Annotated in this window: 12 protein-coding genes; 6 read left to right on the forward strand and 6 right to left on the reverse strand. The window is 58.2% G+C overall.

Translation table 11 applies throughout. The features are described from left to right. Positions 1-19 precede the first annotated feature (19 nt). Both WBP06_RS18355 and WBP06_RS18360 read right to left on the reverse strand, forming a co-directional pair. Positions 20-1,789 carry a hypothetical protein gene (locus tag WBP06_RS18355; protein WP_395334366.1) on the reverse strand — a complete coding sequence of 590 codons (1,770 nt, stop codon included), beginning with the start codon at positions 1,787-1,789 and terminating at the stop codon, positions 20-22. Next, on the reverse strand, positions 1,790-2,479 hold the full coding sequence (locus WBP06_RS18360) for a hypothetical protein (RefSeq protein WP_395334368.1): 690 nt from the start codon (positions 2,477-2,479) through the stop codon (positions 1,790-1,792). A 167-nt stretch (positions 2,480-2,646) separates the two neighbouring features. Here WBP06_RS18360 and WBP06_RS18365 point away from each other — a divergent pair, with 167 nt between their 5' ends. Next, complete coding sequence (locus tag WBP06_RS18365) at positions 2,647-3,057, forward strand: hypothetical protein (RefSeq protein WP_395334370.1); 411 nt, start codon at positions 2,647-2,649, stop codon at positions 3,055-3,057. Beyond that, the gene (locus WBP06_RS18370) at positions 3,050-4,039 is read left to right on the forward strand and encodes a TerB family tellurite resistance protein (RefSeq protein WP_395334372.1); all 990 of its coding nucleotides are present in this window, start codon (positions 3,050-3,052) and stop codon (positions 4,037-4,039) included. The genes WBP06_RS18365 and WBP06_RS18370 overlap by 8 nt, the downstream gene beginning before the upstream one ends. 147 nt (positions 4,040-4,186) lie before the next feature. Here WBP06_RS18370 and WBP06_RS18375 read toward each other — a convergent pair whose 3' ends face one another. From WBP06_RS18375 to WBP06_RS18390, 4 genes are all read right to left on the reverse strand, one after another. Beyond that, the gene (locus WBP06_RS18375; RefSeq protein ID WP_395334374.1) at positions 4,187-5,125 is read right to left on the reverse strand and encodes an LEM-3-like GIY-YIG domain-containing protein; all 939 of its coding nucleotides are present in this window, start codon (positions 5,123-5,125) and stop codon (positions 4,187-4,189) included. A gap of 301 nt (positions 5,126-5,426) precedes the next feature. Then, a complete protein-coding gene (locus tag WBP06_RS18380) occupies positions 5,427-6,131 on the reverse strand; it encodes a hypothetical protein (RefSeq protein ID WP_395334376.1) in 705 nt (234 codons plus the stop codon). A gap of 88 nt (positions 6,132-6,219) precedes the next feature. After that, positions 6,220-6,963 carry a PP2C family protein-serine/threonine phosphatase gene (locus WBP06_RS18385; RefSeq protein WP_395334378.1) on the reverse strand — a complete coding sequence of 248 codons (744 nt, stop codon included), beginning with the start codon at positions 6,961-6,963 and terminating at the stop codon, positions 6,220-6,222. Further along, on the reverse strand, positions 6,963-7,415 hold the full coding sequence (locus WBP06_RS18390; protein ID WP_395334380.1) for a hypothetical protein: 453 nt from the start codon (positions 7,413-7,415) through the stop codon (positions 6,963-6,965). Before WBP06_RS18390 ends, WBP06_RS18385 begins: the two co-directional genes overlap by 1 nt. Before the next feature lie 423 nt (positions 7,416-7,838). Between WBP06_RS18390 and WBP06_RS18395 the strand changes: the two genes are divergently transcribed. The 4 genes from WBP06_RS18395 (at position 7,839) to WBP06_RS18410 (ending at position 13,453) form a co-directional block, all read left to right on the forward strand. Beyond that, positions 7,839-9,038, forward strand: a complete 1,200-nt coding sequence (locus WBP06_RS18395; protein ID WP_395334382.1) for an AAA family ATPase — start codon at positions 7,839-7,841, stop codon at positions 9,036-9,038. Then, the gene (locus WBP06_RS18400) at positions 9,035-10,048 is read left to right on the forward strand and encodes a ParB/RepB/Spo0J family partition protein (protein WP_395334384.1); all 1,014 of its coding nucleotides are present in this window, start codon (positions 9,035-9,037) and stop codon (positions 10,046-10,048) included. The genes WBP06_RS18395 and WBP06_RS18400 overlap by 4 nt, the downstream gene beginning before the upstream one ends. Before the next feature lie 160 nt (positions 10,049-10,208). After that, entirely contained in the window at positions 10,209-11,471 is a 1,263-nt protein-coding gene (locus tag WBP06_RS18405; RefSeq protein WP_395334386.1) for a replication initiator protein A, read from the forward strand. A 1,841-nt stretch (positions 11,472-13,312) separates the two neighbouring features. Next, complete coding sequence (locus WBP06_RS18410) at positions 13,313-13,453, forward strand: Fic family protein (RefSeq protein ID WP_395334270.1); 141 nt, start codon at positions 13,313-13,315, stop codon at positions 13,451-13,453. Positions 13,454-13,759: the final 306 nt, after the last annotated feature.

A 13,759-nucleotide genomic window follows, 5' to 3' on the forward strand; every position in this document is an offset into this window, starting at 1 on the left:
GGGTTGCGGCAGCCGTGAACTACATCCCCAGCGCCTTGGTCATGACGTCGAACGCACCTTCCAGGCCATGCTTTATTTCCCCCGCGCGGGATCCTGCCATCGGCGCTTCCTCGACAACGAGAATACCTGCGCCAGCTTCAACCTTGTCCTTGAACAGGGGTTCGCGGCCCAACAGATATGGAATGAATGTCTCAGTGCGTGCCACCGAATAGGCAAGGTCGGCCGAGAAGCCCACAAGTTGATCGGCCCCGAAAATGCGGCCTTGCTCAGCGCGTTCAACCCGCACGCCACGCCCGCCCTTCAACACAAGACGGCATGGGCCGTGAAACACGATGTAGCGCAGTTGCAATGTCAGCCATGCGTTGAGGGAAAACGGCCGCCAATGTGTGGTGATGCGAAGGCGCCGTCCGATGGGCTGCACCGCCGCGGCCAAGGCTCGCGGCTGCAGAACGCAAGCCGTACCGGCAGGCAGCGTCAGCACGGTCACTTCCGCAAAGGGATCACGTACCGCTGAAACAGTGGTGACTTCCCCCGCACCGCGAATCCGTGTGAGCATTTTCATACCACTGACAAGGCTCGTCAACGGGTGCCGCCAATCGAGCAAAAGAAGCGTGTTCTTGCTACCCCGGTGCGATGTGGATTGCAGATAGTCCTCGCGCACCAGCAGTTCCTCTCCCACCTCAAGCCGCACCGCCGCCGAGGTAGTGCTACGGTCTGGTAACGGAATTTGCCGTCCTTCCCCGCCCGGTACGCTGATGCGGATGTGTGGCCTCCGCTCGGCGATGGGTGCCAGCACGAACCAGAACAACAGGCGGATCAGATAGGGCATCGCGATCACCCCGAGGAACGCAGCCACCGTCTTCCAGAACACGCCGCCAAGCGGATGATCTTCCAACCAGAGCTGCAGCTTGCCGAAGAACGTACCTCCCTGCCTTACGAGGTTTTCTTTTGTCTGCTCGGCACGCTGGCGCGTTGGCGCAAGAGATTGGCCCAGATTCTCCGCCAATTGATCCTTGCTGACACGGGTCGCCGTAACGAGCTTTGCGGCAATACCTCCCCCCGTCAGACGTTGTTCTTCTCGTCTGGCCGTTTCGGCATCAGAGCAAGCACGGTTTCGATCATCGACCAGCTTCCCGTAGGCGGGATCTTCCAGCCAACGTGAAAAGGGCGACGAACTGTCGTTGTCTGTCCAGAAATGCGGCTTGCGATATCGGCCCAGCGCGCCGCTGGCTGCTGAGCAGCGCTGCGCCGCCTTCTCGGTGGCATCATGCATCCTCTCCGCGCTTCTGTAGCTGAGCAATGATTGCGCCGACCGCAGCAGAGAGAGCTGGTTTTGGGTTTCGACGATCTTCACGTCGAGTTTCATTTCCCTGGTCTTGTGGCGCACCAGTTTCTGCGAGCCGCCCCTGATTACCAAGATCAACGGGTCCGTGCCCCGCAATTGATCCCGTTCACGCTGGTAGCCCGCCAGATCATTGCTGGCTTGCTCCACCTGCCGATTGAGCTCAGCTTCGCTTTGCGCTGCGAGCGCATCCGTGCGCGCCGCCAGATTTGTCGCATTTGGAGAATAGCGGGCAACGAGCCTGGCCCTCTCCTTTTCCAGCGTTTTCAAACCATTCGTAAGTTCAGCGTGATCGCGGCGGAGTTGCTGAACTTCCTGCATCGCAGTCTGCCCGCTCTCCACCGCATCCAGCAGCCACGTGCCGGCAAAGGTCGCAAAGCCGATCGCCAGAAAAAGCGCTGCAAACAGGGCCACACGGCGCAGCAGCCAGCGTAAGACCCGCTTCACTCAATCCACCACCGGATAATGCGGCATCGCCCATTCATGCGCCGGGTTATCCATCATCAGGTCCACGAAGATCGGCAGCAGGCACCCCAGCAACGCCGTGCCGTCGTGCACTTGCGCGCGATTGACCGCACTGTTCCAGGTGCCGCCGCCGTGGACCAGCTGGTTGCGCAGCACATAGAGCCGGTCAAACAGCAGCGAGAGCAGCGTCGCGGTGTCGTGTTCCGCCAGCGCACGATTCACCTGCCGCCGCGCGCCCTCGAGACGCTCCTCCCAATTGGTGTAGCCGACGACGCCGTTATGATGCAGCCAGAACGGCGCGAAGACGTAGCGGTTGTTCAGCAAAAGGCGGATTTCCTGTGGGAAGCGGCTCCACACCATGTCGTAGATGCGGTGCCGCGCATCAAAGCGGACCAGCGTGCGGAAAAACTCGAGAAAGGCGTCTCGTTCCCGTCGGCCATCCTGCCCGGAAGCTTGCGCGACGTCTCCCGCATAGGCCGCGTTGAAACCGATCCAAAGCAAGATGAAGCGTACATCTTCATCGTCCCCTTCCAATTCCGCACGGCGCAGCCAGGACAGGGAGCGATGAACACGCAAGGTCAGCGGCGTTGGGAGGCCATCGCGCAAATCGCGCTGCTTGGCTTTGAGGTTTTCCGGATGAAGCGGATCCTGATCGGAATATTCGTACGGCATTATGAAATATTCAATCCCCGTGAAGGCGCATGGATGCGGGTCGGCTATGGCAATAGATCTAAGGCAAAAACGACATTTCCGGTCGCATCGTAAAAATCAGGCATCGACGTCCAGCTTGTCTCTGATCTACATGGGAAAATCGCAATAGCGCAAAGGACAATTAGGTCATGGAAGCCCCGGCACAAAACTGGCTCAGCATCCCGTCCAGACGAGAACTTGCCGACCGGCTAGAACGGACAGACATGTCCGCTGACGCCAAAGTGATCATCGCCAAACTGCTCGATACGACTGCCAAAGTCGGCGCGCAGGTATTCGAGATTGGCAAACAGATCATCGCGTTTGCGTTCGATATCATAAGCCGTTTTCGAGGCATCGCGTTCGGTGCCGTGATCGCGGTTACGGTTTCGACAGTTATTGCCTCAACCCCTCTGATCGGTGGCGCATTGGCAGCAATTCTGACGCCATTGCTCCTTGCATTCGGCCTGACGATGGGTGCCCTTGAAGACCTGCGTAACGGCGCTCTGCGCGAACCTCTGGGCAAATTCCAATCCATGGTAGCCACCGCAGCGCATGATTGACGGCACCGCCCCCCTTCTGACGGGACTGAACCCATCCGGGCTCGAACGTGTCGTCGCCGATCCCTTGCGCTTCAAGAGCCGCTTGCGGATCGGCGAGGATGCCTTCGCATTGCTGCGCACAAAAAAGCGGCTGTTCAGCTTATGGGATACTGCCGGCGCGGCCGCGACCGGAGCAGGCGTTGCCAGTTCGTCCCTTGTCGCCGGGACCTTCTTCGCACCGACCGGTCTGGCGGCAACGCTTGGGCTCGCTACGGCTGCAACTCCGGTGGGCTGGGTCGTCGCCGCTGCCGTCGTGGCCGGCGGAGGGTGGTATGGAGCCTCGCGCTGGTTCTCCGGGAAAGGGGACAATTTTGTCGAAACCATCCCCAAGTACATCAACACGCCAATCGACGTCCTTGGTGCGGCCCTTTTAGGTCTACTCGGCAATCTCGCCCTGCGGGTTTCCGCGATCGACGGGGCGATCGACACAAGAGAGCAGGCCTGCATCGCCGATCACCTTGTCCACGACTGGGGACTGGACGCCGATTATGTGAACCGTGCGCTCGACGCCCTGATCCCGCTGGCAGAGACTACCCGCGTCAAAGTCCTTACCCAGGAGCTCGCGCGATTTCTGGCAGCCAACCCGGACTGCAACGCCCCTGCCATGCAAGCCGAGTTGATGGCGTTCCTGCGCGAGGTAGTCGCCGCGGACGGCACGCTGGATGAACGCGAGGAGCTTGCGCTGGAAGCTATCGAACGGGTCCTCGAGGCCGAGGGGCGAATGACGCTAGCCAAGGCAAGCAGCGCAGCAGGCGAAACGCTGTCAGAAATAGCCAGCACCGCCGCCAGCACGGCAAGCAACGTCGCAGGCACGTTGGCCGACAAGGCAGTGCACATGGGGGGCGCTGTGGGTGAGGCTGTTGGCTCGCTCGGCGACACTGTGTCCAAAACCTTCAGGCAGGTTCTCAACACCGGAAAATCGAAAGTGCCCGACCAGAATTGACAATGGGCAATACGCGACAAACATGCTGAATTTCTGCAGCGCGCGACACCGGCCCTCTCCCCACCCTGCCATCATTGGCAATATCCTGGGGGGTGGCGAGAAGGCCGGTGCCGCGAAATTCACGTTTCGAGAATTTCCAAACGGTCCCTATGCGAAATCCGCATCCGTCATGGCATCCCGAAACTCCGTTAGCCTCGCCATCAAACCGGCAAAAGTGCTATAGCGCGGCTCTCCTTCGATCGTTTTGTACTTCCATGCTCCATCTCGGAAAGGTATTTTCGCCTCTCCGATCGATATTCCGAGACGTGTCTGTACCCGCTGCAACAACTCGGTTGATGCCGGCAGCCGCGTTGAAGCCGTGCCTAACACTCCGATTTTCATTTTTTTGGCAGCGGTGAAATCTACGTTAAAGTCGATGCCGCCGATACGTACGATGGCGCCTAGAAGCCCATTGGATTCACCGGGATCGTACCGACGATCATCCCGCCCAGTGTAATCCCGCCAGTTGAAACTGTGCTCGTCAAGATTCCGCTTAAGGTCTTCACACCATTCGTAAGCCGAAGCCAGTGCAAGCTTTTCACGCTTCGAGTTCGGAAAAGCGCCGTCCCGGACGTACCTCACAACCGGGATATCGATCCCCGGTCTCGGAGGGATGTCAGCGGCAGATTTCGCCGTTCTGACAATCTCATCGAATTCCTGCCGCTCGCGAAAATTACGCCAGCCATGACCGCCCGCGATATTGGCGAGGCTATCGCGTCCATAAACAAAATGGATCAGTGTGGTTTCAACGGCAAAAGCCTCGTCCTCGGTCTCGAAGCGAGCGACAACCAATTCTAGTGGCGTCATACCACTCGACTTGATGTCGTGCAGTATTCTCGTTTTCTTGTTGAATTCGCCCGAATCAAGCGAGTTTTCGAATTGCTCCTTGCGAAGCTCTCGCTCAAGGTCGTTAAAATGCGCCTGCGCACGGCGCCCCATACCCTTGCCCACGTAAAATGGCTTGTTACCATCCAATGGATTGAGCAAAATATAAACATAATGCGGCAAAAGAGGACATTCGATCTTATCAGAGTTGCCGTCTTCCATCTATTCCTCACTGGATGATCAAAATTCGTGATCTGGAATGTTACAATTCCAACCTATTTCAATTTTCAGAAATACCGGCCCAAGCGCTCTTCATCTCTTCCCACATCAATTCGCTAGCAGAGAGTTGCCCCGGCGGTACGCCCGTGGTTTCCACCAGCTATCAGTAGAACCTGCGCCAGGTTGAGGCTGCCCCAAGTTGCCGACTCCGCTCGAGCGATCAGCCGCTTGTGAGGTGAAGCTAGAAGATTCGATGGTCTATATCCGGCCAAGGAACCGGACAAAAGTGCGCCCCGCACCGTAGTCAGGCATCCGTCCGCGCGGCGATGTGGTTGCGCAGCGCAACGAGACCATCCCCATGACTGCGACGGAATTCCCGCCTCACCCGCTCCAGTTCACGGGCCGCATAAGCGCCGAACCGTGCAACGTCCTCGGTTATGCCATACGATAGCTCCGCCCTCAGAGCCGCGTCTGCTGTCTCCCATAGCTGCGCATTTCGCGCCGCAAGTTCCGGCACATTGCGGCGGATGAAGACGGCGCAAGCGATAATCTCAAGATCGTAGCTTGCCTGTTCCGCCACGCGCAGCATTTCCACGCAAGTGGAGCGCGCCTCAAACAGCGATGCGGCATGTTCATCAGGCGCCCATTGCGTAAGCTGCTCCCAAGCCCTGGTCAGTTCCGCGTCAGCCGGGCCTTCGACGACACCGCCATAGACAGGTGTCACAGCACGAGCCATCTTCAGCGGGCGTGTGTATCGCCGGGGCCAGAACCCGCGCCACAGTGCCCAAAGCGCGAGGGGGAACGCGACAAGCCCGATCAGGACCGAAGGCCCCGTATCCATCCCGGCTAGCGAAAGCCCGAAACCGATGCCCCCGCAAATCAATGAAGCCAGCCCTACAACCGCGGCCAGACGGAGCATCATGAGCACCAGCTGCACAATAAGGATACCAACCACCAGCAGCATGATGCCGGCAATCACCGTGCCGATTACAACGGCCAGAGGAAGCATTCCGGAAAACCCTTCTTAACACGGCACCCATGTGCCTCCCCCACGCTGCTTGCGCAGCTGCAAAGGGCTTGGTGAGCCCTTTCCTGCCCTACCCCACCATGATTATCTGAACACTCGCATTGTCCTGAAAAGGCAGTCCGCGCATTGCGACACCATCCAGTAGCAAAGCAACTGCTTCCGAAGCAGAATCGGCGGCCAATACCCTCGCTGCGATGTCCGATAAACTTAGCGTCAGCAGGCCATCGCTTGCCGCGATCACCCGGTCGCCATCTTGCAAAACCAATGGCTGTGCGGGGCAATCGATCATGTCCGGCGTGTTGAGGCCAGTCAGTACCGAAAGCAGCGAATTGCGTTCCGGGTGCCGATCCGCCTGCTCTCGGGTCAACTTTCCGGCCGCGACCTGACGTTCGATCAGCGGTGCCATTGAGTGATCTTCATTCAACCATCGAGCTTCACCGTTGCGGACCAGCAAGAGCGGGGAATCTCCTACGCTAACCCAGTGCAGCCCTTCCGGCCCGTAGTGGACCGCCAGCAAGGTCGTCCCCATCCCGTCAAGTTCAACGTCCTCTCGCACACGGTGCGCCAGCGCCTGGTTCGCCATGGCCAGTGCGATCTCGAGCCGTTTGGGCAAAGGGCCCCGCGTATAGTTCTCGAAGTGCTCGGCAAACCCTGCCACCGCAAGCGCGCTGGCAATTTCGCCACCTGCATGACCGCCCATCCCGTCTGCGACGATCGCCAATCCGGCCATGCCTCCAGGTGCAGGCCGGATTTCCATACAGTCTTCCTGATTGTCACGGGCGCCCTGAATGGCTCCGCTCGCGATTTGAAACATTATTGACGGCACTCCCGAACAGCCAAAGTGATATCGGTCACCACCTTGAAAATAAACGGAACGTCTTGGACGGGGAGAAAATAGTTCCGATAATCCACGCTGATCGGCACCGCTCTGAAGGAGAAGACCGTCCAATCCGAAAGTTCGACCTCTTCTTCGTCGTCGAGAATGCCTCCCCAACCCTTCGCGCGGAATGCCTCGATCAGTGCCGCCGCGGCAAGAAATCTCTGCTGGGCAGAAACAAGCTTGTCAGATGCATTTGCGAGCGGAGCGAATTCGGAGAGAGCGGGAAAGGTGAAACTGCCTTCGAGGTGATTGCAGAGAACCGTTCTGTCTCCCCTCCTGGCATAGGCATAAAGGGCTGCATCAACACATTGCCGGGCAAAACCGGCATTGGCAGCGCCCACATTTACCGCGGATGGAGAATATTTTTCGCGGACATTACTGCTCATTAGCGATCAATCCAGCGAGGAAGTTTCCGATACCGAGGCGTCCGCCGTGGATGTCGTAAGTGACGTTCACTTGGGGATTATAATATCCCAGGCGCTGTCCACTTCGACCGTAAGCAACCAGCATTCCGCCAATTGGCCTGATATCTCCAAGGCGACGACCTGCCCTATCTCTCAATACCTGCTGCATTCAGCCCCTTCCGGTCCCTCTGCTTGATGAGGGCCAGATTATCCTTTCGAACGACAAAATCGGTCGTGAGGGGGCATGGCTGAGCAATGACCTAGCGGTTTGCAACCCAGAGGGGGATTCCCAATTCATTAGGCTTCAGGGCAAAAAATTTGGTCAGGTTTGACTTTCGCGAGCAATTCTGATCATTAATTCCAAACCGAAGGTAATGCGCTGATTCACAGGGAGCCAATCAGTCGATGACGTACACCGTAAATACGCTTCGAGCGATAACGCGGTCGTGCGAGGAGATGCGTGATCGGGTGAAGAAGATCGTCTTCAATCCCGAGGACCGCAAGGTTCTCGATATGACGTTCGGTCCCGGCGTCGCGGCCGAGTTGGTCGGCCGCACTCCCGAAGCCCTTGCGAAAGCGGAAAAGGAAGGTCGTCTGGCGCCCCCAAAGCAGCAAGCCAACGGCCGTCGCTTCTATTCGCTCGAAGATCTCACCAACATTCGCGAAGCTCTCGGCATCCACCCCGGCAAAGCCGAGGATGAAGATGCGGTCGTCATCGCGGTCCAGAACTTCAAAGGTGGTGTCGGCAAGTCGACGATCACCAAGCATTTCGCCGACTACCTCGCGCTTCACGGCTACAAGGTTCTGGTGATCGACTGCGACCCTCAGGCATCGACGACGACGATGTTCGATATTCGCCCCGAAACGCTTATCGACGAGGAACATACGCTCGGCAATTACCTGTCGCCGCGCAGCACCTTCGACGATTTTGCAGCATCGATCCACGACACAGCCTGGCCGACGATCAAGATCATCCCCTCGAGCCTCGGCCTTCAGGATGCCGAATGGGATCTGACTGCCACGCTGCAGGAAGGCAGCCAGGCGGTGCGTGAAGGCTTGCAGCGCCTGCGCGTCGGAATTTCGAGCGTCATCAACGATTTTGACGTGATCCTTCTCGATCCGCCGCCGGCAATGGGCTTTCTCGGCCTCAACGTGATGGCTGCAGCAACGGGTCTCCTCATCCCGGTACCGGCCCGGCAGCTCGATTATCTTTCGACCATCCACTTCATGGATACGATCGCGGAGAATATCGAGGTCCTCGAAGCAGCCGGCACCCCGGTCGAGTACGGTTTCATCCGCGTCGTTTGCTCGACCTACACGCCCAGTAAACCGGGCGAAAACGACATGTGGAAGATGATGCAGGCAACTTACGCAAACTTCATGCTCAGCCAGCCCATTCTTGCCTCGGAAGAGATCAAGAACGCGACGCAAGCCTTCCGCTCTGTCTACGAAAGCAAGCCATCCGCCTCGCACGCGACTTACAACCGCTGCCGTGAGAACCTGGATTCCGTGTTCGGCGAAGTGGTCCAGCAGATCCGGCAACAGTGGTCCTCGACAAGCATTGCCGGCCGCGCGGCTGACACCGCAGCGAGTGCTGCAGCATGAGCCGCCGTTCGCTCATTTCCGAAGCCCTCGCCTCCACGCCGGCAGAGCCGATCGCCGTGACCGAGGAAGCGCCGCGTAGCGAGCCGCGCCCAACCTTCACCAGCAAGCGGCTTGATGCTTTCGGTGAAGCAGCGCGAATGGTGAAGAAGCCGTCGATCCGCCTGAAGCCTTCGGAATGCTCGATCTGGCCGGGTAATGCCCGCGACTATGCGATGCTGACGCAGGACCGTGTGAGCAGCCTGATCGATTCACTTCAGGCCGAGAACGGCAACCGGATTCCCGTCGTCGTTCGCCGGACGCCCAAGGCGGATCTCCCTTACGAACTCGTCATCGGAACGCGCCGCCACTGGGCGGTCAGTTGGCTCAACGCCAACCACTACCCCGATATCGAACTGGTCGCGATCATCGAGGATATCGATGACGAGGCCGCGTTCAGGCTTGCCGACATCGAGAACCGCGAGCGTGAAGACATTTCCGATCTCGAGCGTGGGCTCAATTACAAAGCCGCGGTCGACACCTACTATGACGGCGTTCAGTCGAAGATGGCGGAGCGGGTCAAGCTCTCAAAATCCAGCCTCGCCCGCTACATCGGCCTGACCGAGATCCCCCAATCGATCGTCAGTGCTTTCAACTCGCCAATGGACCTGCAAGTACGCCACGGCGACAAGCTCCTGCCCCTTGTTCGCACACCGGCAAGCCTTGCCAAGATGGAAGAAGCCGCCGCGCATATCGCCAATGAGCAGAGCTTCCGGCAGTCCGGCGACGAGGAGCCGATCAGCGGCGCAGAGGTTGTCGCCCGCCTCCTTAAGGCAACGACAGCCCCGCGCCGCGGACGCGCGCAAAAGGCACTCATCGAAGTCGCGGGCACGCAGATCGGGCAAGTTGATCGCGATCAAGGCCGGGGGCTGACGTTGACGCTGACTCCGACCGACCTTTCGACAGATCAAATTCTGGAGGCCCTTCGGCCGCTCATCGAGAAAGCCAAAATCCTCAGAAAGACGGGTCGCTGACCCTATTTTCTGCAAAGCTGAAAATTGTGATTTTTTGACGTATTTACAATCACTTAAATGCAATTTCCCACGTGTGGGACGAATGCAGAATGGATGAGTTTGCAGCGTGACTTCTGACGCAACACCGGCCCCCGTTGGCGGCCGGAAAGTCCAGTTCGAGATGTTTTTCACGCTGCCCGACTTCAGCGATATTTCGCTGCGCGACTACCAGGAAACGATGCAGCGCCCCTTCTTCAGCCTCGCGAAGAAGAAACGCATCAAGCCGATCGACTACCTCAGCCCTGACAAGAGCGTTCATGTCCATGTCTCCGCCAACCCCGAATACGGGATGGCGACGATCTGGGACGCAGACATCATGATCTACCTCGCCTCCCACCTGAATGAGCTGCGCGAACGGGGAGACAACGATCTCTCTCCAACGATCCGGCTTCAGCCCGGCGACCTGCTACGGCGAATTTGCTGGGGCGTAAGCGGTCGTGCCTACGAGCGCTTGATCGCTGCGCTCGACCGGCTCCAGGCGACCACGATCAAAACCAACATTCGCGCGAACTCAAAATCACGCGAGACGACTTTCTCGTGGATCGACAGCTATACCCACCTGGTCGATGAAAAGACGCAGCGCTCCCTCGGCATGGAGATTACGCTCTCGAAGTGGTTCTTCGAAGGAGTCATGGACAAGCGCAACGTGCTCGCCATTTCACCGCTCTATTTTGAGATCACGAGCGGGCTCGGGAAATGGCTATACCGCGCGAGCCGCAAGCACGCCGGCGGCAATGGCGCCGAAGGTTTCACGATCGGTTTCGAGACGCTGCACCATAAGAGCGGCAGCGAAAGTTCACTGCCTTCTTTCAAGAACAAGATCCTTGAACTGGCGCGTGCGAACAATCTCCCGGAAATCAGCCTGGAGGTGATCGGGGCGGACACCCCTCGCCCCAAACTCAAGATGGTCATGAGGAAGTACCTCGAAGACCAGTCTGCCAAGGCGGCGAAGGCCCCTGCCCTGCCCTCGCCCAAACCCGCTGCCTCGTCGCGCGCTCCCGTCGCAGCCACGCCTGCGGCGGCCGCGTCTCAAGATTTCGTCGATCCTCGACTTACCCGCGGACTGCTGGCGCGAACTACAGCGAGCCTAAAATTCGAGGATGCCAATCCTGCGGGTGACCCTCACGCCGAGGTCTACGCCAAGACAGCCGAGGACACTCCCAAGCTGCGTCGTGGGAGCAAGGCGCAGGACGTTCTCGATCCCGAAATCTACGAGGCGATCCGCCAGGAATGTCCCGGTTGGGACCTCGACGTTCTCATGAAGACGTTCGATGCGTTCCTCAACGCGAACCCGAATGAGCTGCCGCGCAACTACTCCAAGCGCTTCTACGGCTTCATGAAGAAGCATCACGAGCGCAACAAGTACCAGCTTCCAGGATTCTAAGGCTCTACTGAAAAGGGCAGGTGGCCCCCCGTCCCCGCCTGCCCTGCCCGCATCAGGCTCCCTCTTAGGGAACCCGCCTGCACCGCGAAATGCGGTCTTGGCTTCACCGTCACCTGCTCAAGGCAAATCGACGCTACGTCCGCGCCTTGCGCCTTTTGACGCCCCCTCCCCTGACCCTGCTTGCGCCCGAAGATGCCCAGCACGGTACGTCGATCTTCCATCATCCCCGGTAGCCGAGACAGCCGCTGTGATCGAGAGAGCTACGCGCCAGACAAAAGAGACCGCGCCTCGTTGCATGGACGAGCATGGGGAATGGTATGCAGAGATCTTCGTAGCACCGCGCCGCTCCGATCATCGGTCAGTTAGAGCTGTCGAGCGCCGACCTCCACGCCATGACGTAGGATAGCCCATATGTGGCGATCTTCACATGCCTTCTCATTGGCCTGACCTGCACGAACTGGACCGGCGCACGGCGAGCTCAGGATCGGGCAGTACTGCACGGGACAGGTGAGAGCCCCACCGGCATGCTCACTCATTTTTTTACGATGTGGAGGGATGCCGGAGCGAACGGCGGTAACAACGTGTTTTCAGAAATCTTGCGTTCGCGAACTTCGGTGGCGATGCTTTCCAAAGAATTCTCCGCAGGAATCGTATAACGAAGCGATCGCAACTATGATTCTAAAAACACGAAGACGCGCTTTCGCGCATTGCCTATCGCAGCATTTCCAGTCGGTTCGCCAACGCCCCTGCAGACAGAACGAAGGAACGGGCAGGCTGGCGATCGTGGTGCGGTGTACCTCAGCTGGAATAGCGACGCCGGCAACAATGCCCGTAATCAACATTCCTGAAAACACGTTGAGAACACGTCGTCGCTTTGCTCAGACATTCCCGAAAACACGACGCAGTTTAAAAATCCGGAGAAACCGCCTGCACACGATCAATCGTGACAATGCGCCGAAAAATCGAGAAAATGCGCCAAGCTCAGCGTATGAGGCTGCCCAACAGCATGGCAAGGCACCGAAGTTATCCACATCGCCTGAATAGGCCAGACGTGTCATCAGATGCTCAGCAGCGTGTTATTAGAATCTCGCTCGCGTGCTATCAGATCACTTCCCGCGTGTTATCAGATTCTATCCACAGGCCGCGACTCGCGGAGCCAGTGAGGATTCAGGGCTCCGGCGACAGGTCTTAACTCTCTAACTTGAAAATATAACCCCTTTAACCCTGCGCCTACGGCGGATCTTTGAGATTGATTTAAGAGAAAGGGGGAGGGGGCCTTTCCTCCATCGGCAATGCGAAAAGCCATAAAATCTCCAGTTCGCCCTCAATCCGTCCAAAACCTTTTGAGAGCCTGACAGCCAAGCATCGATGGCCGAAACGCTTCTCAGGAACCTTCCTGCCACGCCTGAAATGGAGCAAGTTCCTGCCGCAACGGCAAATCATCGTTTCCCGGCTCTGCCGGAATGGGATGAGGTTCAGAGAAAACTCATGGTGGAAGCCTCAGGCACACTACTGCGTGCAAGAATGGATCGGTCGCGCCGCCGTCCAGGGCGAACTACCCAATCCAGCGGACACCAACTTTATCCTTCAGTTGCATCGCGATTTTATGCAGGGACATCAGTCGACATGCAGAGCGTACAGCGTGCAAGCAACGCTGTCTCATAACGACAGGCCGGTGACGCGCGAAGGTTGAACATGACTTCCAGATCGGTCGGCACCTTCCGCCTTTGTCAGCGAGGGTCGCCGATTTCATGCTATTTCTATTCCCGGTTTGCTTTTGAACTGAAAGACGGGACGCGCATGATGGCAGTGGGGCAGGGCAGGGCAAACGCATTCCTACGGTGGCGACGGCACATCACCGGTTCAATTGCTTTCACTCGTTTCCCGATGGAAATAGCCGGGTCCGCAGGTTGATAAGCCACGCCATGGTTCAGAAGGCGGGTATTGGGCCGCATGGTCAGTGGCTTGTATCACGCGGGTAGCTCGTGGATTGGAGCAAGGCGAGGCCGACCGGGCATCGTGCTGTGCTTGACAGGCTTGCCTGAACGCGGTGCTCGCCGCGTTCTGCAGGAATTGAGCGAGGATGGATTGCTGGCATCTGATACGCCGAAGGGGGTGGTTTCGCTCCGGTGCCCGACCAATACGCAAGAAACCCTATTCCCGGGGTCGTTTGCCTAGTAAAATTTACCGATCGGGAATAATTTGCTTTTTGCAGCTCCTTATGGGCCGAAATTTACCGTTCGGGAAATATCCGCTTGCGATCCGAGATAAGACAACATATTTTCCCG

The sequence above is a fragment of the Novosphingobium mississippiense genome, from assembly GCF_044029535.1.
Classification (GTDB): domain Bacteria; phylum Pseudomonadota; class Alphaproteobacteria; order Sphingomonadales; family Sphingomonadaceae; genus Novosphingobium.

Excerpts from the sequence above, each read along its gene's own strand:
- WBP06_RS18390 (WP_395334380.1), bottom strand. The coding sequence starts at position 7,415 with ATGAGCAGTAATGTCCGCGAAAAATATTCTCCATCCGCGGTAAATGTG.
- WBP06_RS18360 (WP_395334368.1), bottom strand. The coding sequence starts at position 2,479 with ATGCCGTACGAATATTCCGATCAGGATCCGCTTCATCCGGAAAACCTC.
- WBP06_RS18400 (WP_395334384.1), top strand. The coding sequence starts at position 9,035 with ATGAGCCGCCGTTCGCTCATTTCCGAAGCCCTCGCCTCCACGCCGGCA.
- WBP06_RS18370 (WP_395334372.1), top strand. The coding sequence starts at position 3,050 with ATGATTGACGGCACCGCCCCCCTTCTGACGGGACTGAACCCATCCGGG.
- WBP06_RS18395 (WP_395334382.1), top strand. The coding sequence starts at position 7,839 with ATGACGTACACCGTAAATACGCTTCGAGCGATAACGCGGTCGTGCGAG.
- WBP06_RS18385 (WP_395334378.1), bottom strand. The coding sequence starts at position 6,963 with ATGTTTCAAATCGCGAGCGGAGCCATTCAGGGCGCCCGTGACAATCAG.
- WBP06_RS18380 (WP_395334376.1), bottom strand. The coding sequence starts at position 6,131 with ATGCTTCCTCTGGCCGTTGTAATCGGCACGGTGATTGCCGGCATCATG.
- WBP06_RS18365 (WP_395334370.1), top strand. The coding sequence starts at position 2,647 with ATGGAAGCCCCGGCACAAAACTGGCTCAGCATCCCGTCCAGACGAGAA.
- WBP06_RS18375 (WP_395334374.1), bottom strand. The coding sequence starts at position 5,125 with ATGGAAGACGGCAACTCTGATAAGATCGAATGTCCTCTTTTGCCGCAT.
- WBP06_RS18405 (WP_395334386.1), top strand. The coding sequence starts at position 10,209 with ATGTTTTTCACGCTGCCCGACTTCAGCGATATTTCGCTGCGCGACTAC.